Raw genomic sequence first — 22,635 nt, 5'->3', positions numbered from 1 at the left:
CCGAACCGGCGGCGCCGCGCTTGCCCGTCGTCGGTCGATCGGCTTTGATGCGGCGGGCCATCCACCGCCTTGATGCGAGACCCCGAGCCGATGTCGATGCTGACCATCATTCTGGCGCCGATGCCGGTGCTGCTGGCCATGGGCCTGCTGGCCGCGCGCCGGTCTTCGGTCGAGGCGGGGCTGGCCGGTGCGGCCCTGGGGGCCGGTCTGGCGCTGATCGATGGTCTGCCGGGCACCGTTCTGGCCGATGCCGCCCTGCGGTCGCTATGGATCGCCTGGATGGCGGTTTCGGTGATCCTGGCCGGGCTGGTGTTCGATGCCGTGGCATCACCCGTGCGTGGATCGGTCGATACCGCAACCACGACAGCCGGCCCGGACGACGGCCGCTATCGCCGGATTTTCACCGCCTGCATGCTGATCGGCCCGTTCGCGGAAAGCGCCACCGGCTTCGGTGTCGGCGCGGTGGTGACGGCCGCCCTGCTGCGCGGTGAAGGCTTGAGCGGTGCGCGGGCGGCGGTACTGGCACTGCTGAGCCAGTTGCTGGTGCCCTGGGGGGCGCTGGCGATCGGCACCCAGGTGACGGCGGTGCTGATGCGCCACGATCCGCACCAGTTGGGGGCCGCGGCGGCGGCGGTGTCGGCGATCGCCTATGCCGGCGGGCTGGTGGTGCTGCGGCTGCAACTGGCGGCGGTGGGCATCCGGCCACGGCGCCGCGACCGGCTGATCGATCCGCCGCTGATCGCGGGGCTGGTGGTGGCGCTGGTGGCGGCCAATCTGTGGCTGGGGCCGGAAACGGCGGCGCTGGCGGCGCTGGGCCTGCCGATCGCGATCGATCTGGGCGTGCGGCGCCGGGACGTCGCCATCCGGACCACCACCCGCATCCTGGCGCCCTATCTGGCCCTGACCCTGGTGCTGCTGGCCACCCGGCTGGTGACGCCGCTGGCCGAAGCGCTGCGGCACTGGAGCTGGCAGCCGGTCGACGGCCTGCCCGGCTATGCGCCGCTGCACCATCCCGCCGGCTGGCTGCTGGCGACCGCCGTCGTCGCCGCTCTGATGGCCGGCAATCGGCCGGGGCGGATCGGCCACGACATCGCACGCGGCCTTGGCCATGGCGTCCGGCCGGCGGCGGCCACCATCGCTTTCGTGCTGCTGGCGGGTGTGTGGGCGGCGGGTGGCGCGCCGGCGGTTCTGGCGGCGGCATGGCGCGATGTCGCCGCCGGCGCCGACCCCGCGATCATTCCGCCGCTGGCCGGTCTCTCGGGCTTCCTGACCGGCAGCAATGTGGCGGTGGCGGCGATGATCGCACCACTGGCCGATGCGCTGCCGGGGATGGGCGCCGACGGTGGCGGCGCCGGTGCCCTGATGGCGCTGCTGATCGCGGCCATGCTGCTGGTGGCTGGCGGGCTTGCCACCATGGTCTCGCCGATGCGCCTGGCGATGGCGGCGGCGCTGACCGGTGCGGCCGCCTCGGACGAGGCCGCCATCCGCCGCCGCAGCACGCCTCTGCCGGTGGCCGTGGCCCTGCTGCTGGGCCTTGCGGCGGCCGTGGCCGGGCTGCTTGGCTGAATGCGGCACGGATAGTGCCGGGAAGCGGGACGCCGGCCACGTTAAGCCCTTGCCAAACCGCCGATGCGGCGCTATCGTCCGCGCCGTTCGCAGGGGTTTCGCGCCCCGGTGTTCCGGCCGGCGTAGCTCAGGGGTAGAGCAACTGATTCGTAATCAGTAGGTCGTTGGTTCAATTCCGACCGCCGGCACCAGATATTCCATTTAAGAACAGGGGGTTGCGCCAAGTTTGGCGCGCCCCCTTTTCTGCGTTTTGCACCGCATATGAATCGGTTTTTTGCAAAACGGCCGTGGTTCGCTGCTGGTTCTCGATCCATCAAATACGCCCGTGTTGCCGCAAGCTGCAACAGTTGACCATGCAGGCATTTTCAGGGCCTCGCGACAGACTGGCCCCCGACCCCGCGGCAAGCCCGCCGTCGGTGTCGGACATTGCGAGGATCTTGTTCCATGGCATCCGTTGACTTCCAGTCGGTCGATATTCTGGCCGATCTGCGTTCGCTGCCGCTGTCGGGCGGCGTGCCCGCCGTCCCGCTGATCGAGGTGATCCGCGCCACCACCGGCACCACCGCCGGCGGCGGTGCCTTCCGCTTCGACACGGCGTCGCTCGCCACCGATGACGGCGCGACCGTGCTGCGGCCGTCGGCGCTGACCACGGGCCAGCCCGGCCGCTGGCTGCGGCGCGACACCACCCGCCCGGTGGCCGGCTGGTGGGGGGCTGCCGGTGACGGCATCACCGATGACGGCCCGGCGCTCGCCGCCGCCGACGCCTATGCGGCCACCACCGGTGGCAGCCTGTTCATCGACCGGCCGCACAAGGTGGACCAGGATCTGGCATTCACGGCGCCGGTGGCGTTCGAAGGCGCCGGACGGCTGGTGGTGGGGCATGAGGTGCTGTCGTTCACCGGCACCGCCATCGGCCCGCAGACGCCGGGGCCGGTGATGGCCGCGGCGGACGTGCCGCCCTATCTGCTGTTCACCAGCGGAACCGGCACGATCAGGCGCGGCCGACGCTATGTCGCGTTCGGCGAAGAACTGCTGCCGCGACTGGCGGCAAGCTGGACCGCATCGACCAGCGTTGCCGCCAGCTGGTATTTCGTCAACGGCTCGAAGCCCGGGCGTGGGCAGCTGCCGTTGCCGTCGCGGGTCGAGATCGGCACCACCATGCTGACCAGGGCGGCCAAATTCAGCGAGATGGCCCCCGACCATTGGGCCTATGGCGTGCAGGACGGGTTGGAGGAAGGCACCCTTTATCTGCGGCTGGCCAGCGGCTCGCCGGTGTCGGCGCCGGACGTGATCCGTGCAATGTATTTCCTGCCGGCGCCGCAGTTGAACGCTGTGGATGTCGATATTGCGACGATGCCTGATGTCCGGTCGGGATACACCGTGTCGGACGTGGCCGGAACCGTGTCGTTCACTGTGGGCTCGATCAGCGGCAAACGCCTGTATTCGACCACCGGCGCACCAGGGCTGGCTGTGGGGACGCCGCTGCAATATCGCGTCGACGGCGATGCACCGTGGCAGCCGCTCGGCACTGTGGCCGCGACCGTGCGCGAACCCTTCGATCCCCACCGGCTGTGGGGCATGGGGGCCTTCGAGGGCGGCGCCAACCGCCTGTGGGTGCGCAACGAAGTCAAATCCTATGGCTGGACGGTGGCCCGCCCCCATCGCATCAGCTTCGGCGGGCCGGTGATCGCGCCCGAGGCGGCCGACCTGTTCGTGGATGGCGATATCCGCTTCGCGGCAGGGCAGGTGGCATCGATCGCCTGGTTCGGCGCATCGACTGCCGCCGTCGACAATCAGGGCGCCATTCAGGCCGCGCTGGACGGTATGCCGGTGGCCGGAGGCACTGTGCTGGTGCCGTCGACCAGCGGCCGGTATATGTGCGGCGACCCGACGGTGCTGGGCCAGTTCCAGATCGAGGTGGGCAGCAACACCACCCTGCGCTGGCTGGGCCGCGCGGCGATCGCCTGCGACGAGACGTGGCGGGCGCTGCGCGGTGGCCTGATCAGCCTGCGGCGGTCTGGTGAGAGTGCCGTCAACATCACGCTGGTCGACGCCGAGGTCGATGCCGGACATGCCCCCAGCAACAACGGCATCGGTGTCGGCACCAATACGTGGGAACGCTGGCTGCTGACCACGGTACGCGGTCTGCGGCTGGAACGGCCGCATGTCTACAATGTCACCGGCGACAACATGACCGGCCAGGGCGGCAAGGCGCTGACCTTCCAGTTCGGCGTCGAGGACGTGATCGTGTCGGATGCGCGGGTCGAGGACGCGTTCATCGCCATCTCCTGCGAAAGCAGCGGCCGCAGAGATATCGATCAGGCGGCGATCCGCAATGTGCTGGTCAACGGCATGGTGGCCCGGCGGGTGTCGCGGCTGGTTCGGGTGCTGCAGAGCATCGATCCGGCGGTGGCAGACGGCATGCGGGGTGTGCGGATGACCGGGCTGGTCGCCTATGACGCCGGTCTGACGACCCGCGAATATGTCTATCATGGCACACCGCCGGTGCCGTTGACCGGCACGATGTCGGGCGCGATCGAGCTTCTGGGCGGCTCGGCGGATATCGATGCCGTGATCGTGAACCCGGACAACAGGATCATCGGATCGGTGGTGTCGTGCATGGCATCCGATTCGACCGTGCGGGTGTCGTTCACCGGCACTGCGGTTCGACTGATCGATATGGGGCCGGCCACTGGCGGGGCGTTGGGTGCCCTGGCCCTGGGCGCCACCGGCCGCGATCTGGCGACGATCCCGCGCCAGAACAACCGCATCCTGGTGGAAACCACCCGCGCCAGCAGCGTCAATGACGTGATGGAGGCTGCCGTTCCGCTGCTGATCGACCGGGCGCCGGGGGCCGGCTGGCCGATCGAGGGCGACACGGTTGCCAGCACGTCGGGCGGCACCGGCACGGTGCTGTGGTCCACTGTCGACAGCAGCAGCGGGCTTCTGATGCTGCGGCCATCGGCGAACGGTTTCACCGTGTCCGATACGGTGACGCTGGATGGCGTGCCGGTGGGCACGGTCAGCGCCGTGCACAGCCCGGTGGAACGCAACCACCTCGCGGCCGGCACATTCGGCCTGCCGGTCAACCGGTTGCTGGCCCCCGCCATGCGCGCGGCCACGCTGAACCAGATCAGCATGACCCGGGTCGGCGATCAGCGCGGCATCGTCGCCCGGGCGCCCGATGCCATCCTGGCGGCAGGCACCGCCAGCGGCTGGCTGCCGGCACGGCGCAGCGTCATTCTGACCGCCGGCACCAGCACCACGCTGTGGACCGCCGAGCAGATCCCGGCCGGCTGGACCGGCACCATCGCCGCCCGCAGCGCCGGCGGCACCCGGTCGCATGTGGTGCGGGCCATGAAGGCACAGGCCGCGGCGACCGTCACCCTGCACGACCTGGCGCCGGCGACGACGCTGGCGCTGTATGTCACCGCCGGCGGCGACATCGCCCTGCGCAATGATGGTGCCGGGTCGGTATCTGGCCTGGTGACGTATGACGACATGGCGGTGTACCGCTGATCGCCCGCCCCGTCCTGTCCGCTATCCGGCGGGCAGGACGGGATGACGGCAGGCAAGGACGGGGCCCGGGGCATTCGCCGGCGGTGGTTACGGCCAGCCGCCGGTGAAGCCCACGGTTTCGCCGACCACGAAGCCGGCCTTGTCGGAGAGCAGGAAGGCGATCAGCGCGCCGATCTCCTCTGGCTGGCCGAGCCGGCCGATCGGCACCATCTCGCGGACCTTGGCGGCGCCGGCCGGGTCGTCGATCCATTTGGCGCGCGGGTAATAGGTTTCGCTGTACAGGAAGTTCGGCGCGACCGCGTTCACCCGGATGCCATGGGGGGCGAGTTCGTTGGCCAGTGCCTTGGCGAGCCCTGTCGAGGCCGAGCGCGCGGTGGCATACATGGCGAAACCCGGATAGGGCCGGCGTGGCGAGGCCGAGGTCACGAACACCATCGAGCCCGAGCCTTGAGGCTTCATCCGCGCCGCCGCCGCCGAGGCCAGCGCGAAGGGATAGATCGCCAGCGCCTCCATCATCTCGCGGAAGGCATCGGTCTCGGTTTCCTCGATCCGGCGGCGGACCGCCGGATAGGCGTCGTTGGACACGATGCCGTCGATCCGCCCGGCCCGTTCCACCGCCTCGGCGATCACCGCGTCGGGCGCCTGGGCCTCAAGCGCGGTCATGCCGGCATTGTCGGCCATCCAGCCGTCGCGAGCCGCCTTGTCGGTGAACGAGGCGTCATGCGCCAGCACCCGCCAGCCATCGGCTGCAAGTGCCGCCGCCGCCGGGCTGCCGGCATATTTGGTCACGTTGGTGACGAGGGCGACCTTGGCGGTCGCGGATGTGGTGGTCATCAGGGCGTTTCCTCAAACGAATGCGCCGGTTGGGCGTTAGGTCGGCGGGTCCGGTCTTTGCTGCCGGATTGCCGGATCGCCGGCGGGATCAGAGCGTGCTGCCATATTGGCCGAGTCCGTCCAGATCGAGAATCTCGATCCGGCCGTGCTGAAGGCGCAGCAGCCCTTCGGCCTGCAACTGGCGCAGCGCCTTGCTCGCCGTCTGGCGGGACATGCCCGAGATCAGCCCGATTTCCTCCTGCGAGATGCCGAGCTGGAGCTGGTTGTTCGGGCTGAGTATCGGATTGAACAGCCAGGCGACAGATCGCGCAAGACGTTCTGTGGGGTCGAGCAGCCGGCCATAGCCCAGGAAGGCGATGAACTGGCCCAGACGCTCGTTCAACTGACGGACGAGAAACTTGTTGAAGGGTGGGCTGTTGTCCATCAGCCAGCGGAAGGTGCGGCCGTTCAGCAGTGCTATGCGGGTGTCGCGCAGGGCCACGACGTCATAGCGCCGGGGCTCGTTCTTGATCACCGAGCCTTCACCCACCCAGCCGCTGCTGGAAATACCGGTCAGCGTGATCGCCTCGCCGTTCTCGGCCACGACGCAGATCTTGAGCAGACCATCGATCACCCCGAACCACGCATCGACATGGTCGTTCTCGTGCAGCAGATATGCGCCCTTGGGCAGCAGCTTTTCAGACATGTTCCGGCGGGCGAGATCGCGATCGGCCTCGCTCAGATCCTGTGCCCAGTGAGCGACGGTCTTGAACTTCGCTTCAGAGAGCATGGCATCCCTTGTCTGCTGGCCCTTGACGGGTCATTCAAGGATAACCGCAGCGCGGCCGGCTGCGCCAGAAGATCGCGCGACGGGCCATGCGGTCAGGGCGGGGCGGCCGGCTGGCCGGTGCGGGCGCGGGGCAGGTTGAATGAATCAAAGGTTGCAACCCTGCAATTCTATCATGATCTTGAAAGATGCGTCTGTCAACGCACGGGGGAACAGGAGATTGCGTATCGGGTAGGCTTTTCCTCATAACCAGAAACCCTGGGGCATCACCCGCCCGACAGGGTCCGCCTGCCGAGGAGCGCCTGCTGATGACCGACATGTCCCTGAAGCCGGGGCCGGCACTGCTGCCGACGCCGCCGCAGACCGCCATCGCCGCCTGATCCTGTCGGGCGGAGCGGCCTACCGTGCCGTAACCATACCATAAGACACCATGGACGCGACCGGAGCCCGGATGAACCGGGCCTGGTACATCGCGATCCGGTTGCCGGACACCCTTTTGAGCGGTGGCCGGCACAGGGGGGATCCTGAAGATGATGCTCAGCCATACACCGCCCACCCAGCAACTGCCCGTCCGCGGACCGGCGCCTGCCGTCCGCCCCCGCATGGCCCGCGATGCCGCCGTCCGGGCCCTGAAGCGGCAGATCATCGTCGACGCCGCCCGTACCGTGTTCGCCGAGGCGGGCCTTGAAGGCACGTCGATGCGTGGCATCGCCGCCGCCGCCGGCTGCACGACCGGCGCCATCTATCCCTATTTCCGCAACAAGGAAGAGCTGTACGCGGCGGTGCTGTCCGACAGCCTGAATTCGCTGCGCCTGCATATCGAGGACGCGGTCGGCCGCGCCGGCGACCCGCGCGCACGGGTCGCCACGGCTATCCGCAGCTATTTCGCGTATTACCGCAGCCGGCCCGATGACCTGACGCTGGGCCTGTATCTGTATCACGGCCTGAAGCCCGCCGGCCTGACGCCGGAACTGGATCGCAAGCTGAACCGGCGGCTGGCACAGGTGCTGGACGTGATCGGCGATGCCATCGCGGCTTATGGCGGACTGGACGCCGAGGCCCGGCGTATGGAAATCTGTCAGACGTTCAGCTATGTGATGGGCCTGCTGATCTGCGACTGCACCCATCGGCTGAACGCACTGGGCGGCAGCGCCGAACCGCTGCTGGAACGCTATACTCAAGATCTGCTGGCCCGCCTGGCGCCCTGAGACCTCTGAGACCCGCGACGCAGCGCGCCCCAGCCGGATGGACCGCCGCACGTGACCGGGACCACGCAGCAAGACCTGCCCAAGCCTGCCGCACAGCCACGGATGCCGGGCGTTGGCGTGATCGCCATCGCCTGGCGGCGGGGCCGCGTGGCGCTGGTGCTGCGCGCCAATCCGCCCCAGGCCGGGCATTGGGGCTTTCCCGGTGGCCGGGTGCATTGGGGCGAGGGGCTGGTCGCGGCGGCGGCGCGCGAACTGGCCGAGGAAACCGGTCTGCTGGCCGATCAGGCCGAGAGCCCGGCCCCGCGGCCGGTGGCGGTGCTGGAGGTGGCCGAGGGGGACGGTGACGTGCCGGACCATCATTTCGTGCTGGTCGCCGTGATGTTGAAAGCCGTGTCGGGCGTGCTGCGCGCCGGTGACGATGCTGCCGACGCGGTGTGGGCCGATCCCGACCACTTGCCCGATCCGCTGTGCCGCGACGTGGCGGCGCTGATCGCGGCGACACGGCCCGGTTCCTGACGCTGATTCTGTCGATACGCCGGTTCTGTCGATACGTCGATTCTGTCGATACGCCGGCTCAGCCGATGCATATCCGGAGATTTCCACCGGCGCGTTCCGCAGCGCGGATCGGCCACGCCCACGCGTTGACCGCGGGCCGTAACTGACGTCCTATTCGATGGGGGCGCGCTAATTTCGGCCCATAGCGGCCATGGTATCGGCGCCCGACCCAAAGACCATCGATCGCCCGGCATTCGACCGGGCGGCACAGGGACGGATACGCCGATCATGACCACAGATATCCGCCGGCCCGCCGGCCAGAGGTTGCGCCGCGCAGCCTTCGCCATATTGACGGCCGGCCTGATCGCGGGGCTTGCCCCCCATTCCATTCACCTGACCGTGGCCGCGGTCGCGGCCGAGACCGGCGATGCGGCCGCGGCCGGGTTCGATGCGGCCCGGCTGAACGCCCTGGCCGACCGGCTGGCCGCCGATGCCGAGGCCGGGCGCATTCCGGGCGCCGTGCTGGCGGTTGAGCGCGATGGTATTCTGGCGCAGCAGCGGGCGGTGGGCTGGCGCGATCGTGCCGCCGGCGCCGCGATGACCGATGATGCCATTTTCCGGCTCTATTCGATGACCAAGCCGATCGTGTCGGCGGCGGCATTGAGCCTGATGGAAGACGGCAAGCTGGCGCTGGCGGCGCCGGTGTCGCTGTATCTGCCCGACTTCGCGCAGATGCAGGTCGGCCGCGAGGTCGCAGGCGCCGATGGCAAGCCGACGCTTGAAACGGCCCCCGCCAAGCGGGTGATGACCGTGCGCGACCTGATGCGCCACACCAGCGGCCTGACCTATGGCGTGTTCGGCAGATCGGCGATCAAGAGCCGGTATCTGGCCGCCGGCACCCATTTGTGGGACCACACCAATGAAGGGCTGGCGGCCAAGCTGGCCGGGCTGCCGCTGGTGGCGGAACCGGGCACGCTGTGGGAATACAGCCGGTCGACCGATCTGCTGGGCCGGGTGATGGAGGTGGCCGCCGGCCAGCCGCTGGACCAGATCGTCCGCGAGCGGGTGCTGGAGCCGCTGGGCATGACCGAAACCATGTTCCATGTTCCGGAACAACTGCGCGGCCGCGTGGCCAGTGCCGACCCTGAAGCCGCGTTCGGCAACAAGGTGCCGGAGCTGCTGGACCCCGCCCATCCCGACGCCTTCCTGTCGGGCGGCGGCGGCATGTATGGCACAACCGCCGATTATCTGCGCTTTCTGCGCATGATCCTGAACGGCGGCAGCCTGGACGGCAAACGGGTGCTGAGCCCCAACAGCGTGCGGCTGATGACCGCCGACCACCTGACCCCCGACATCAACACCGGCGGGCTCGCCCATCTGGGCTATGGCTTCGGCCTGGGCTTCGCGGTGCGGCGCGGCGATGACGGCGCATGGCCGGGCAGCCAGGGCGATCTGTATTGGGGCGGCTATGCCGGCACCTATTTCTGGATCGATCCCCGCGAAAAGCTGCTGGTGGTCTACATGATGCAGAGCGTCACCCAGCGCGAACCCTATCGGGCGATCATCCGCCATGGTGTCTATGGCGCGATGACCCGCTGATCCGGGACCATCCGCCCCGGCCGCGTTATCGCTCCGGGGCGGATGGGTTCGATAATATTCAACATTGGATTGAAAGTTGTGAGTCGCTATCATCCCTCAATCAATGATTGAGGAGTGGTTCACCATGCGGATCGACGGCATCGTCCTGCGTTTCGTCTCGCCGCCGATGGCGGCGCCGTTCGCCAATCGCTGGCAGCGTATGGAGCGCTGGACCAAGCTGCTGGTGGAAATCCGCGCCGAAGGGCTGTCGGGCTGGGGCGAGTGCACCGCGATGGAGGCGCCCTTCTATCATTACGAGACGATCGAGACCGCCTGGACGATCATCGAACGCCATCTGGCGCCGATGCTGGTCGGCACCGACGTTGACGGTCCGGCCGACATGCTCGACCGGTTCCGCGACATCAGCGGCCATGTCGAGACCATCGCGGCGCTGGAAGTGGCCCTGCACGACCTGATCGCGCGCCGCGACCGGCTGCCGCTGGCGGTGGCGATTGGCGGCAGCCTGCGGCCGGTGAAGGCCAGCGCCACGATTGGCGTGACCGGCGATGCCGGCGAGCTGGTGGCTGCCGCAAGGCGGGCGATGGAGGCCGGCTATCACCGGGTGAAGGTGAAGATCAAACCCGGCTGGGACACGGTGCCGCTGGCGGCGCTGAAGGCGGAGCTGCCCGAAATGCCGGTGCTGGCCGATGCCAATGGCGCCTATGGCCCCGAGGCACTGGACCATCTGTCGGATTTCGACCGCTTCGGGCTGATGCTGCTGGAACAGCCGCTGGCGGCCCATAACTGGAAAGCCTATGCCACCCTCCAGGCGCGGCTGGACACCACGATCTGCCTGGATGAGAGCATCCATACGATGGAGGATGTGGACGAGTTGCTCGACCGCCGCGGCGCGCGGGCGGTGAACCTGAAGGTCGGCCGGGTCGGCGGGCTGACCGCCGCGCGGGCGATGCACGACCGGCTGATGGCGGCCGGCATCGGCTGCTTCACCGGCGCCAAATTCGAAACCGGCGTCGGCCGCTGGACCAATATCGCCCTCGCCACCCTGCCGGGCATGACCTATGCCTCCGACGTGGCGGAGAGCGCGCGCTATTTCCGCCCCGACATCACCGCCACCGAGGTCGATCTGGTGGCGCCGGGCATGGTGGCGCCGCTGGATGCGCCCGGCATCGGCACGGTCCCCGATGCCGAGCGGCTGTCGCGCTATACGACACGGGTGCTGCGGATCGGCGACTGACCCGGTGGCGTGCGCGGCCGCTCAGGCCGTGGTCTTGCCGGTGAAGAAGCCTTCCAGCTCGGCGAAACCCATCGCCTGTTCCGAAAAACGGAATGTGCCGGTGGATCGCATCTCGCGCGCCGCGGCCGCGACCGCGCCATAGGCCAGCCGTGCCAGCGCCGAGCCGGTGCTGATCCGTTTGACGCCGACGTCGGCGAGCTGCTCGACACTGAAGGTGGCGCCGGGCAGCCCCATCACCACATTGACCGGCACCGACACCGCCTGACAGACCAGACGGATGGTGTCGAGGTCGCGCAGGCCCGGCGCATAGAGCACATCGGCGCCCGCCTGCTCATAGGCCTGCAGCCGCCGGATGGTGTCGTCAAGATCCGTGCGGCCCCACATGAAGTTCTCGCAGCGCGCGGTCAGCACGAAATCATGATCGAGTGCCCGGCTGGCCTCGGCGGCGGCGGCGATCCGTTCAACCGCAAGCACCGCGTCATAGATCGGCCGGCCGGGATCGCCGGTATGGTCTTCCAGCGAACACCCCGCGAGCCCGGTTTCAGCGGCGGCTCTGATGGTGTCGGCGGCGCTTTCGGGGCTGTCGCCGAAGCCTTTCTCAAGATCGGCCGAAACCGGCAGCGGGGTTGCCTCGACCAGCATGCGGCAATGGCGCAGAACCGCGTCGGGGGATGTCCGCCCCTCGGCCACACCGGCCTGGAACGCCATGCCGGCGCTGGTGGTGGCCAGCGCCGGAAAGCCCAGCGCCGCCAGCATCCGCGCGGTGCCGACATCCCAGGGGTTGGGAATGATGAAGGCGCCGTCACGCTGGTGCAACTGCCTGAAGGCATGGCCTTTGTCTGTCATGAACCTGTCTCCCGGACCGGGGCTGTCTTGGATGGCGCCAGCATGCCGGGCATTCAGGAACGAATAAAGAACAAACTGCGTCGACCGTGACGGCTGGTCACCTGAACAGGCTGGATTGTCTGACGACATAGCCCGTGGGCTTCTTCCGCTTCTCGATCACGCCGTCGTCGACCAGCCGTGACAGCCACGCCTTGGCCTGCGCGTTGGACACGTTCAGCGCGGTGGCGATCTCGGCATCCGTCCTCGGCGCCGTCAGCAGCGGCGGGATCACCGCGCGGACGGTCGCGAACAGCATATCGGCGGGGCTTGGCGCGACCGGTTCCGGCGTGACCGCTTCCTGTACGACTGGTTCCCGCACGACTGGTTCCCGCACGACTGGTTCCTGCACGGTTGGCCGGTCCCCGGACGGCGCCGGTTCGCCGCCAGGAAACAGCGCGCGGTCTGTTGGCGGCGCCGGCGCCGGAACCGGCGGGACGTTGTCGAGCAGGCCCTTGAGAGCGTCCGCGTCGTGGGGATCGGGCCAGGAGAGCGCCCCCTTCCGGCGCAGGCCATCGAGCCCGGCGGAGGGCTCGCCGGTCGATCGAACATAGACCGGCACGAAGTTGAGCTTGTCCAACTGTTCGACAGCCCCGGCCCAGGTGCCACCCTTGTTGAGATCGGAACTGACGACCAGCGCCGCATCGGCCAGGGCATAGATCAGCTTGTTGCGCTGCATGGCATGCCCGACATTGAAGCCCGCGCCGGGATCATAGGGCGAAATCAGCACCAACTGGCCATCGAGCAGCAGGTTGCGGTACTCGCGGTTCATGGTGGTCTTCTCAAGGCTGTCGGCGAGCACACCGCTGACCCTGCCACCAGCGTCAAGCGCCCCGCGCATGGCTGCCTGATCGATCCCTCTGGCACCGCCCGATACAAGCGCGCGGCCCGCCCTGGCCGCGAGGCCACCCACGGCCATCGTCTCGTCGATCAACCGGTCATCGACATGGCGTGACCCGACCACGGCGAGACCGCCCGCCTCCAGCAGGGCCATGTCGCCGCAGCCATAGATGACCGCCGGAGCATCTTCCCGCAGCCGGGCCTTCAGCCGGCGGGGATAGCCGGCGTCGGCGCGGCTGACCACCCAGATCGCGCGCGCCTGCCAGCGCTCCATGACCTGGCTCAGAAGAAAGCCACGGTCCAGCAGGCGTCGCAGGCGGGCATCGTCGATCACGGGCTGACAGGCGAGCAGCAGATCGGCCGCGTCGGGTGCCACGAGGTCGGCGGGCTGGTGCTTCAACTCCCGCAGGTGGCGGGCGATGCGCTTGTATTCCCCGGGCGAGAGCAGGTCGGGCGACGATGCGCCGCGCCCGGCGAGCAAGGGTGCTGTCAGCAGCAGGATCGCCCGGGTGTTGAGGGACAGGCTCGGCGTCATTCCTCATGCCCCGTTTGAGAGAGGGCCAGTGGCCAGACCTCACCGCTTCCAGCCCCGCGCAGCAGCCATGCGGCGATGGCTAGCGTCCAGCGTGAATCCACCATGTCATCGACCAGGATCACCGGCCCCTTGGGCACCGGTTGACCGTTCAGCGCCAGCGAGCCATCGATATTGCGCGCCTGTTGAGTACTGTTCGCCATGGTTTTCTGTTCGGGTCTGTCATCGGTTTTCGCAAGGACGGCATGAAAGGGCAAACTCAGGGCATCCGCCAGACGTTTCGCGACATCCGGAACCAGATCGGGATGGCGCAGCGACGGAACGCAGGTGACCCAGGCCGGCCGGGGCTGCGGGTTCCAGTCGAGGATCATCCGCACGCAGGCCGCGACCAGATCGTCGGCAAACCGGCGGTCGCGGTATTTGCCATGCCGCACCAGCCCGCCCCAGCCGGCATCGCCCCAGACGCACAGCGCCTTTCCCGGCTGCATCTGGCGGGAGGCGGCGATGTTTCCCCGGACGCGATATCCGGGCATGCCGCCATCGGGCCATTTCTTGCGGGGTGGGATGGGCAGGCTGGTGCGCCGGAGAAACGCGACGGCCTCGCGAACCAGCGTCTCGTCCACATCCGTGGGTAATGGCGGCAGCACCGGCGGCTCGATCTGGCCCGGATCGCCGTCGAGCGCCTTGATCAGAAAGGCCATATGGGCGCCGAACGGCAGGCGGACATAGTCCTGCATCTGCCGCTGCTCAACATGCCGCAGGTTGGTCAGCCGCTCGGCACGCGCCCAGAATGCCTCGCCGAGCGTGGCCGCGGTCAACTGCCAGCGGCTGCCCTGTCTGGCGATCGGTGCCGGGGATTCGAGGGAGAGCAGCGCGATCGTCCGCTCCACCCGCCCTTTGCTCAGATTGACCCGGGCGAGCAGGTCGGGAACCGACAGACCATCCTCGGCGTCCTCCAACGCGTCCAGAACATAGGCGACCTCCCGGCGGCTCGGGAAGGCGCTCTGGATGAACCAGCCGGTGATGTCCGCCTCTTCCCGGCCGCTGAGCAGCACGGCATAGGCCTTGTCGAGCGCGCGTCCGGCCCGCCCCACCTGCTGGTAATACGCGACCACCGAGCCCGGCGTCTGATAATGAATGACGAAGGCCAGATCGGGCTTGTCATAGCCCATGCCCAGCGCGGTGGTGGCGACCAGCGCCTTGACCCGGTTGTCGAGCAGCGCCTGTTCCAGATCCGGCCGGCGGTCGCCGGTCTCGCCCGTATAGGCCTCGACATTGAAGCCCCTGGTCTTCAGCCAGAGGGCGACCTGATTGGCGTCGCGCACCGTCAGCGCATAGATGATGCCGTGGCCCCGCAGCGTCGCCAGTTGTCGCGCCAGCCATGCGAGCCTTTCGGCCTGGCTGGGCAGGGGGATGGTCTGGAGCGAGAGCGAGGTCCGGTTCAGGTCGCCACGCGAGACATCAAGACCAGGGCCGAGGACGGCGGCAAGATCCTCCATCACCCGATTGTTGGCGGTCGCCGTGGTGGCAAGCAGCCGCAGATTGGGCGGCAGCGTTCTGACGATCCGCTCAAGCAGGCGATAATGCGGGCGGAAGTCATGGCCCCAGTCGGAGATGCAATGCGCCTCGTCGATCACCAGCATCGAGATCCGCGCGGCGATGCCGGCCAGAACCCGCGTGCGGAAGCGTTCATTCGCCAGACGCTCGGGCGAGATCAGCAGAATATCGACCTCGTCACGCGCCAGTCTGGCTTCAACCTGATTCCAGTCGTCGACATTGTCGGAGTTGATCGTGGCGGCGCGCAGGCCCATGCGTTCCGCCGCCGCGATCTGGTTCCGCATCAGCGCCAGCAGCGGCGAGACCAGAAGCACAGGGCCAAGATCCTGCTCGCGCAGCAGCTTCGTCGCGATGAAATAGACGAAGCTCTTGCCCCATCCGGTCTTCTGAACGACCAGCAGGCGGCCACGGCCATCGACGATGTGGTGGATCGCCTTGTCCTGTCCGTCGCGAAATCCGGCATCAGCCCGTCCGGAACCGATGCGGAGAAGCGCCAGCGCGCGTTCCGGATCATAGGCCACGGGCATCGCTCTCCCCTTGGATGTGCCGGGTGAGCGATACCCCGACGCCTCGACGGCGCTCTCAACGCCGCGCAGCGTCAAGTGATGTGTCAATTAAAACCCGAATCCGGCGACATGCAAGCGGTGATCCTCAGGCATGCCGGCCTGGCGGATGGCCGGGGAGATGTCAGCGCCCGGGGCGCGCGCGGCGGGCCGTGCTGTCGAGCATGGCTTCGACACGGCCGATCAGGTGGCCGATCTCCTCGCCCGGCTGCAGGGTGGCGCGGCCGACATTCAGGGCGATGCGGCCGATCGGCTCGCGATTGTCGCGGCGCACGATCCGGCGGCCGGCGACGATGCTGCGGATCTGATCGGCAATCGCCGCCGCCTCGGCCTCGGTGGTGTGGGGCAGGGCGACCGCGAAGCGTTCGGGGCCGAAGCGGGCGGCGACGTCGCGGCCGCGCACGCCATCGGCCAGGGTTTTGCCCACCAGCCGCAGCACCTGATCGCCGATGCCGATGCCATGGCTGGCGGCGATGACGTCGAAGCCTTCGACATCGACCAGCATCACGGTCAGCGGATCGCCGGTGTCACGGGCAAGTGCCGCCTCTTCGGCCAGCCGGCGTTCGAAATGCCGGCGGTTGGCAAGGCCGGTCAGCCCGTCGGTTGCCAGTTCGCGCCGCACCCGGTCGAGGTCGCGGCGCACGCCGCCGATCTGGTCGGTGGCCGCGTCCAGGCTGCGGGCGGCGGCGTCGGTGCGCTGGGCGGTCTTGCGGGCAAGCATGGCCAGCGCGCGGGCGGCATCGGCCAGCCGGCGCGGATCGGTGCCTTCACCGCGGTCCAGCCGTTCGGCCAGTCGGGCTGCCTCGTCGGCGGCGATACCAAGTGCCGACTGCGCGCTTTCCGCCGCGCCCAGCGCGCGCTCGGCCTCGGCCGCCAGCCGGGCGCCACCTTCGCGGACCACCTGTGCCTCGCGCGCCAGTCCGAAATGACGCTCGAACGCTTCACGCACCATATCGGCGTTCAGGCTGCCACCCTCGGCCAGAACCGCGTTCAGCATGCGGCTCAATTCGGGATCGCGACCCGAATCATGGACATAGGCGACAGTGAAATTGATCGGATTTGGGGCAATTTTGTGCTGTTCGAGTAGTCTGAGTGCGGCCTGAGCGTGGGTTTCCGACCGTTCAGTCCGCTCCGCGTATTCCACGCGCCCCTCCGACGTCTGCAGCACGTTGAAACCAGGTCATGCGGCAATCGCCGCCGCAGACCGGTTCTTTCAGATCACCCTGAAGCGTATCGCAACAATGATTGAAAAGTGGTTAACGTGCTGCACCGCGAAGCGCGTTTCTCACGCCCCGCCATGGCTCGTCACGCAACACGCCTTACGCCTCACGCGTCGAGACGCCGGCCTCGGCGAAGGTCGCCATGCCGTTATGGGCGGCGACCGCCGCCTGGACCAGCCCGGAGGCCAGCACCGCGCCCGAGGCCTCGCCCAGCGCCATGTCCAGGTCGAGCAGCGGCCGCTGGCCGATGGCGCCGACCAGCCGGCGATGGCCCGGCTCCCGCGACATATGGGCGACCTTGCAGTGATCGAGGGCGGCAGGGTCGACCTTCCACAGCACGGCGGCGGCGGCGGTGCAGGCGAAGCCGTCGAGCAGCACCGGCACCCGCAGCATGCGCGCCGCCATCACGGCACCAGCGATGGCGGCAAGCTCGTGGCCACCCAGCCGGCGCAGCACCTCAAGCGGATCGGCAAGCGCCGCGCCGTGAAAGGTCAGGGCCTGATCGATCACCGCGGCCTTGGTGGCGAGGCCATCGGCATTGACGCCGGTGCCGGGCCCCGCCCAGTCGGTGCCGGTGCCGCCGAACAGGGCGGCGGCCATGGCTGCCGCGGCGGTGGTATTGCCGATGCCCATTTCGCCGAGGCACAGAATGTCGATGCCGGGTTCGACCGCGCGCATGCCGAAGGCGATGGCGCGCAGAACCTCGCTATCGGTCAGCGCCGGGGCGGTGGTGAAATCGGCGGTGGGGGTTTCAAGCCCCATCTCATAGACGCTGAGCCCGGCGCCGACATTGCGGCAGAGCTGGTTCACCGCCGCCCCGCCCTCGACGAAATTCGCCACCATCTGCTCGGTGACCGAGGCCGGATAGGCCGAGACGCCGCGCGCGGCGATGCCGTGATTGCCGGCAAAGACGCAGGCCAGCGGCCGGGCGGCGCGGGGCGGATGGGCCGCCTGCCAGGCTGCCACCCACACGGCCAGTTCCTCAAGCCGGCCCAGCGCGCCGGCGGGCTTGGTCAACTCGGCGTCCCGTGCCCGTGCCCGTTCCGCCGCCTCGTCATCGGGGCCGGGGAAGGCGCGGACGAGATCGGCCACACCCGCCAGATCGGCGAAGGGAATGACGGGGGGTTGGGCGGCGGTACGATCGGCGGCCACGGCGGGATCATCCTTGCAATGGCGGGCGTGCCCGGGGCAGCGCCGGCGGAACGGTCGAGACAGAAGCTGTGCGCCGAACGATGCGGTGCCGGCGCGCGCGGGTCAAGCCCGGCCGATCATGATGCCGGGTCGCCGGCCGCAAAACTGGCCCGCCGCCGCCGCCGCGGCTATCGTTGCGAGGATATTGGGCCCGGTGCTGCCGAACAGGTGGCGCCCCTGTGGAAGATCCGCCATGTCACCCTCCGACCCGTTGCCCGCACCCGCCCCACCGCCTGAGCCGCCACCGCGGCCGCTGGACGGGCTGTGGCTGGCCCTGGGGCTGGTGTCGCGGCTGCCGGTGCCGGCGCCGCACGGCTTGCAGCCGGCCGCCCGCTTCGTGGGCTGGCTGGGGCCGGCGGGGCTGGTGATGGGGGCGATCACCGGGCTGGCGCTGGCGGGCATGACCGAGCTGATCGCCGACCGCTGGATCGCCGCCTTCGTGGCGCTGATCGCGGCCGCGCTGGCCGGCGGGCTGATCCATGAAGACGGGCTGGCCGACGTCGCCGACGGCTTCGGCGGCGGCCATGACCGCGAGGCCAAGCTGGTCATCATGAAGGACAGCAGGGTCGGCACCTTCGGGGCATCGGCGCTGATCCTGTCATTCGGCCTGCGGGCGGCGGTGCTGGCGGCACTGGCGCCGCTGGGATGGGGGGCCGCCGCCCTGGTGATCGCGGCGGGCGGGCTGTCGCGGGTGGCCGTGGCGGTGGCCATGACCGCGATGCCGATGGCCCGGCGCAGCCGGCCGGGGCTGGCCGATGCCGCCGGGCGAAGCCCGCTGGCGCCGGCGCTGACCGGTGCCGGCGCCACGCTGCTGGTCTCGATGGCACTGGTCCGGCTGGGGTTGGGGCCGGTGGGCTGGCCGGCGCTGGCCGGTCTGATCGCGGGCACCGTGCTGGCCGGGCTGGCGATGGCGATGATCGCCCGGCGCCAGATCGGCGGCGCCACCGGCGACGTTTATGGCGCCATTCAACAGACCGCCGAGATCGCCGGTCTGGTTCTGGCCTTCGGAGGTGTGCTGTGGTGGGTGTGACCTGCTGGTACTGGATACGCCACGCAGCCCTGGCCGTGGCCGCCCATGGCCGCATTCATGGCGCCAGCGAGGCGGCGGTGGACATGCCGTCGCCCGCGGTCCTGGCCGGCATGCGCCGGCTGCTGCCCCCGCAGGCCATGGTGATCGCAAGCCCGCTGGCCCGCGCCCGCGACACGGCGGGCGCCCTGCTGCCCGACCGCCCGGCGCTGATCGAACCTGCCTTCACCGAACAGAATTTCGGTGCCTGGGAAGGCCGGGTTCATGGCGAGATCGAAACCGCCGAGCCCGAGGTCTATGCCGCCTTCTGGCGCCAGCCGGCCCGCGCCTGCCCGCCGGGCGGGGAACGCTACACCGAGGTGATGGCACGGGTGGCGGCGGCGGTGGACACGCGGTCGCGCGATGCCTCGGCGGCGGCCCCCGGCTTTGTGGTCGTGGCCCATGCCGGTGTGATCCGCGCCGCCCTGTCGCAGGCATTGGGGCTGACGCCTGAACAGAGCATCGCCTTCGTGGTCGACCCACTGTCGCTGACCCGGATCGACCGGATCGTGATGGCCGATGGCGCGGTGCTGTGGCGGGTGGTGTGTGTGAACCGGCCGCTGGCGGTCGCGGCGGGCGACGACAGGGAGACGGGCGTATGACCGCGCGGCTGACCCTGGTGCTGGGTGGCGCGCGATCGGGCAAGAGCGCGTTGGCCGAGCGCCTGACCCGGAATGCGGCCGCCGGCGGGCCGCTGGTCTACGTGGCGACGGCACAGGCCTTCGACGGCGAGATGCGCGAGCGGATCGCCCGTCATGTCGCCGATCGCGGTCCGGCCTGGACCACGATCGAGGCGCCGGACGATCCGGCGGCCGCGATTGCAGCGGCGGCGGGCATGACGTCGGCGAGCAGGGCTGCTGGCGGTGCGGTTCTGCTCGACTGCCTGACCATCTGGGCGGCGACGCTGATGCATCTGAACCGCGATCCGGACAAGGAAACCGCACGTCTGGTCGAGGCGGTCCGTGACGCCGGCCGGCCGGTGGTGATGGTGTCGAACGAGGTGGGCTTGGGAATCGTGCCCGATAACGCGCTGGCCCGCCGGTTCCGCGACCTTGCCGGGCGCATGAACCAGCAGGTGGCGGCGGCGGCCGATCGGGTGGTGTTCGTGGCGGCCGGCCTGCCGCTTGTGATGAAGGGCGCCGCTTTGGGTGCCGAAGAGGTCGCGTCTTGATCGCATCCATGTCACGGGCGGCCGTGGCATAACGGTGAGGACCGACAGGGCCGGGTGCGGTGCCCCTCAACGGTTGAGGCCGGCACCCCATGTACAGAACTGAGACGCCGCAGCATGTGGCGTTCAGATCTTCACTACCCGGCACCGCGATACAGGCCGGCACCGCGATACGAGACATTGACCCGCGACATGCGGGGCACCCACCGCAGGAGTTTTCATTCATGTTCGGCATGCGCACCCGTAACAGCCGTCATTCCCTGGTCTTCACGGTCGCCGCCATGGCGGCGATGTCGCCGCTGGCGATCGTGGCCCCGGCCCAGGCCCAAGAGGCGAGCGATCAGCAGCAGATCGTCAACGAGGCGGCGGCCACCGTCACCGCGATCCGCAATTCGCCCCAGGGCAAGGATTTCGATGCCCAACTGGCCAATGCCCGCGCGGTGATGATCGCCCCCAGCCTGGTCAAAGCCGGCTTCATCATCGGCGGCGAGGGCGGCGTCGGCGTGCTGCTGGCCCGCGGCAGCAATGGCTGGACCGGCCCGGTGTTCTATGACATCGCCAAGGGCGGCATCGGTCTTCAGGCCGGCGTGCAGGTGTCGGAGACGATTTTCGTGGTCCGCACCGAGCGCGGGCTTCAGAAGCTGCTCTCCGATAAGGTGACGCTGGGCGGCGATGTCTCGATCGCGGTCGCGACGGTCGGCGCGGGGGTCTCGGGCAGCAGCACCACCAACATGGATGCCGATATCGTCGCGTTCTCGAACGCCAAGGGCCTGTTCGGCGGCGCCTCGCTGGACGGCACGGTGGTGGTGCCGGAGGAAGATTGGAACCGCGCCTATTATGGCCAGTCGATGACCGCCGACAACATCCTGCGCGGCAATGCCTCGAACGGTAAGGCCGACACGCTCAAGAGCACGCTGTCGGGCCGCTGACCCGCCCGGTCGGGCAGCGCCGATCAGTCCAGCAGGGTCGATCAGTCCAGCAGGGTCGCCAGCAGCGCCAGAACCGGCGCCCCGATCAGGCAGGCACGGACATAGAGGGTGAGGGCCCGGTCGATATCGGCCGGGCCCGCATCCGTTCGGCCCCCGCCGCTGCCATCCAGCGCCGGACCGCCCATCCAGGCATCATCCACCATCTGCGTGCCATAGCGGCGCGGCCCGGCCAGCCGGATGCCCAGCGCGCCCGCCATCGCCGCTTCCGGCCAGCCGGCATTGGGCGAGCGGTGGCGGCGGGCATCACGGCGCATCACCCGCCAGGCGCGGCCGGCATCTCCGGCTGCCGCCTGGCCCGGGCTCGGGATGATGGCGGCTGCAATGATCAGCAGCCCGGCCAGCCGGGCGGCCGGCCAGTTCACGACATCGTCGAGCCGTGCCGCCACCCGGCCGAAATCGGCATGGCGCGGGGTGAGATGGCCGATCATGCTGTCGAGTGTGTTGATCGCCTTATAGGCGGCGAGGCCCGGCAGCCCTGCCACCGCGAACCAGAACAGTGGCGCGACGACGCCGTCTGAGAAATTCTCGGCCAGACTTTCGATCGCCGCCCGCGAGACGCCTGCCTCGTCCAGGCTGTCGGGGTCGCGGCCGACGATGCGGGCGACCATGCGGCGGCCGGCGGCCAGCCCGTCCTGTGCCAGCGCCTCGGCGACGTCGCGGACATGCTCGTACAGGCTTTTCTGGGCGATCAGGGTGGTGGCGATCAGGGCCTCGACCACCCAGCCGAAGGGGATGACCGCCAGCACCAGATGCAGCCCGAAGGCGATTGCCGCCGTGGCGCCCACCACCACCAGAACCGTCAGGCCCCCGCGCCGGACCCGGTCGGCGGCGCTGCGTTCGGGCCGGTTCAGCCGCTGGTCCAGCGCCGCGATCGCCCGGCCGATCAGAGCAACCGGATGCGGCAGCCGTGCCCACAGGCCCGGCGGATCGCCCAGAAACCCGTCGAGCACCGCCACGATCAGCAGCAGCAGGCCCGGATCAGGCGCATGGATCGGCCCCAAGATGGCGGCAAGCAGCACCGGGTCGGCGGCAAGGGTGGACATGGTCATGGTTGCGGCAAGGTCATGGCTGGACAGTCATTCGCAGGAGTGGCTGTTCGAGTGGCGGGCGCGGGTCGAGTGGCGGGCATGGGTCGAGCGGCGGGCATGGGCTCTGGTGGCGAGTGTGCGGCTGGCCCCGGCGCGCGGTCAATCGTGGATCCGGGTGGGCGTGGATCCGGGTGGGCGTGGATCCGGGTGGGCGCGGATCCGGGTGGGCGGTGTCTGAATCGGGGACATGCGGCGCGTCGCCGGGGGTGGCGACGATCGGTCGCAGATACGGCCGGTTGCATCGGCGCGCGCCGGGCGGTATGGGATGACGGAGCGCTTTTCCTGCGCGGGCTTCACCAGGGTCCGGGCGGCAGCCCT

General features: G+C 69.2%; 18 protein-coding genes and 1 tRNA gene. 11 read left to right on the top strand and 8 right to left on the bottom strand.

Going from position 1 to position 22,635, the window contains the following annotated elements:
* Positions 1-90 precede the first annotated feature (90 nt).
* The 3 genes from WG924_RS07620 to WG924_RS07610 all read left to right on the top strand — a co-directional run bounded on the left by WG924_RS07620 (position 91) and on the right by WG924_RS07610 (position 5,085).
* Positions 91-1,566: an L-lactate permease gene (locus WG924_RS07620; protein ID WP_345932420.1), complete on the top strand. Its 1,476-nt coding sequence runs from the start codon at positions 91-93 to the stop codon at positions 1,564-1,566.
* A gap of 116 nt (positions 1,567-1,682) precedes the next feature.
* Positions 1,683-1,757, top strand: a tRNA-Thr gene (locus WG924_RS07615).
* A 253-nt stretch (positions 1,758-2,010) separates the two neighbouring features.
* On the top strand, positions 2,011-5,085 hold the full coding sequence (locus tag WG924_RS07610) for a hypothetical protein (protein WP_345932419.1): 3,075 nt from the start codon (positions 2,011-2,013) through the stop codon (positions 5,083-5,085).
* Between the two features lie 87 nt (positions 5,086-5,172).
* Here the strand turns inward: WG924_RS07610 and WG924_RS07605 are convergent, their stop codons facing one another.
* Positions 5,173-5,919, bottom strand: coding sequence for an SDR family oxidoreductase (locus tag WG924_RS07605; protein ID WP_345932418.1), 747 nt, complete (start codon positions 5,917-5,919; stop codon positions 5,173-5,175).
* An 88-nt stretch (positions 5,920-6,007) separates the two neighbouring features.
* On the bottom strand, positions 6,008-6,688 hold the full coding sequence (locus tag WG924_RS07600; RefSeq protein ID WP_345932417.1) for a Crp/Fnr family transcriptional regulator: 681 nt from the start codon (positions 6,686-6,688) through the stop codon (positions 6,008-6,010).
* A gap of 527 nt (positions 6,689-7,215) precedes the next feature.
* Between WG924_RS07600 and WG924_RS07595 the strand changes: the two genes are divergently transcribed.
* The 4 genes from WG924_RS07595 (at position 7,216) to menC (ending at position 11,221) form a co-directional block, all read left to right on the top strand.
* On the top strand, positions 7,216-7,893 hold the full coding sequence (locus WG924_RS07595; RefSeq protein WP_188579739.1) for a TetR/AcrR family transcriptional regulator: 678 nt from the start codon (positions 7,216-7,218) through the stop codon (positions 7,891-7,893).
* Between the two features lie 51 nt (positions 7,894-7,944).
* A complete protein-coding gene (locus WG924_RS07590) occupies positions 7,945-8,409 on the top strand; it encodes an NUDIX domain-containing protein (protein ID WP_345932416.1) in 465 nt (154 codons plus the stop codon).
* 267 nt (positions 8,410-8,676) lie between these two features.
* On the top strand, positions 8,677-9,987 hold the full coding sequence (locus WG924_RS07585; protein WP_345932415.1) for a serine hydrolase domain-containing protein: 1,311 nt from the start codon (positions 8,677-8,679) through the stop codon (positions 9,985-9,987).
* Positions 9,988-10,111: 124 nt separating this feature from the next.
* Positions 10,112-11,221 carry an o-succinylbenzoate synthase gene (gene menC / locus WG924_RS07580; protein ID WP_345932414.1) on the top strand — a complete coding sequence of 370 codons (1,110 nt, stop codon included), beginning with the start codon at positions 10,112-10,114 and terminating at the stop codon, positions 11,219-11,221.
* A 21-nt stretch (positions 11,222-11,242) separates the two neighbouring features.
* Here the strand turns inward: menC and WG924_RS07575 are convergent, their stop codons facing one another.
* From WG924_RS07575 to cobT, 5 genes are all read right to left on the bottom strand, one after another.
* Positions 11,243-12,067 carry an isocitrate lyase/PEP mutase family protein gene (locus tag WG924_RS07575; protein ID WP_345932413.1) on the bottom strand — a complete coding sequence of 275 codons (825 nt, stop codon included), beginning with the start codon at positions 12,065-12,067 and terminating at the stop codon, positions 11,243-11,245.
* A gap of 97 nt (positions 12,068-12,164) precedes the next feature.
* Positions 12,165-13,478 (bottom strand): DNA-processing protein DprA, encoded by a 1,314-nt coding sequence (locus tag WG924_RS07570; protein ID WP_345932412.1) that lies wholly within the window; start codon positions 13,476-13,478, stop codon positions 12,165-12,167.
* Positions 13,475-15,553, bottom strand: a complete 2,079-nt coding sequence (locus WG924_RS07565) for a RecQ family ATP-dependent DNA helicase (RefSeq protein ID WP_345932411.1) — start codon at positions 15,551-15,553, stop codon at positions 13,475-13,477. The genes WG924_RS07570 and WG924_RS07565 overlap by 4 nt, the downstream gene beginning before the upstream one ends.
* 166 nt (positions 15,554-15,719) lie before the next feature.
* Positions 15,720-16,739 (bottom strand): GGDEF domain-containing protein, encoded by a 1,020-nt coding sequence (locus tag WG924_RS07560; protein ID WP_345932410.1) that lies wholly within the window; start codon positions 16,737-16,739, stop codon positions 15,720-15,722.
* 175 nt (positions 16,740-16,914) lie between these two features.
* Positions 16,915-17,967, bottom strand: a complete 1,053-nt coding sequence (gene cobT / locus WG924_RS07555) for a nicotinate-nucleotide--dimethylbenzimidazole phosphoribosyltransferase (protein ID WP_372044891.1) — start codon at positions 17,965-17,967, stop codon at positions 16,915-16,917.
* Positions 17,968-18,199: 232 nt separating this feature from the next.
* On the opposite strand from cobT, the gene WG924_RS07550 reads away from it, so the two are divergent.
* The 4 genes from WG924_RS07550 (at position 18,200) to WG924_RS07535 (ending at position 21,169) form a co-directional block, all read left to right on the top strand.
* Positions 18,200-19,036: an adenosylcobinamide-GDP ribazoletransferase gene (locus WG924_RS07550; protein WP_345932409.1), complete on the top strand. Its 837-nt coding sequence runs from the start codon at positions 18,200-18,202 to the stop codon at positions 19,034-19,036.
* Entirely contained in the window at positions 19,027-19,674 is a 648-nt protein-coding gene (locus WG924_RS07545) for a histidine phosphatase family protein (RefSeq protein WP_345932408.1), read from the top strand. Before WG924_RS07550 ends, WG924_RS07545 begins: the two co-directional genes overlap by 10 nt.
* Entirely contained in the window at positions 19,671-20,243 is a 573-nt protein-coding gene (gene cobU / locus WG924_RS07540) for a bifunctional adenosylcobinamide kinase/adenosylcobinamide-phosphate guanylyltransferase (RefSeq protein ID WP_345932407.1), read from the top strand. Before WG924_RS07545 ends, cobU begins: the two co-directional genes overlap by 4 nt.
* Before the next feature lie 221 nt (positions 20,244-20,464).
* Positions 20,465-21,169, top strand: a complete 705-nt coding sequence (locus WG924_RS07535) for a lipid-binding SYLF domain-containing protein (RefSeq protein ID WP_345932406.1) — start codon at positions 20,465-20,467, stop codon at positions 21,167-21,169.
* Positions 21,170-21,210: 41 nt separating this feature from the next.
* On the opposite strand, the gene cbiB is transcribed toward WG924_RS07535, so the two are convergent.
* Entirely contained in the window at positions 21,211-22,272 is a 1,062-nt protein-coding gene (gene cbiB, locus WG924_RS07530; RefSeq protein ID WP_345932799.1) for an adenosylcobinamide-phosphate synthase CbiB, read from the bottom strand.
* Positions 22,273-22,635: the final 363 nt, after the last annotated feature.

It is taken from the genome of Tistrella arctica, assembly GCF_039630945.1.
Classification (GTDB): Bacteria; Pseudomonadota; Alphaproteobacteria; order Tistrellales; family Tistrellaceae; genus Tistrella; species Tistrella bauzanensis.
The sequence above is the reverse complement of the archived record's forward strand: the minus strand, read 5'-3'. Positions and strand labels throughout refer to the sequence as shown.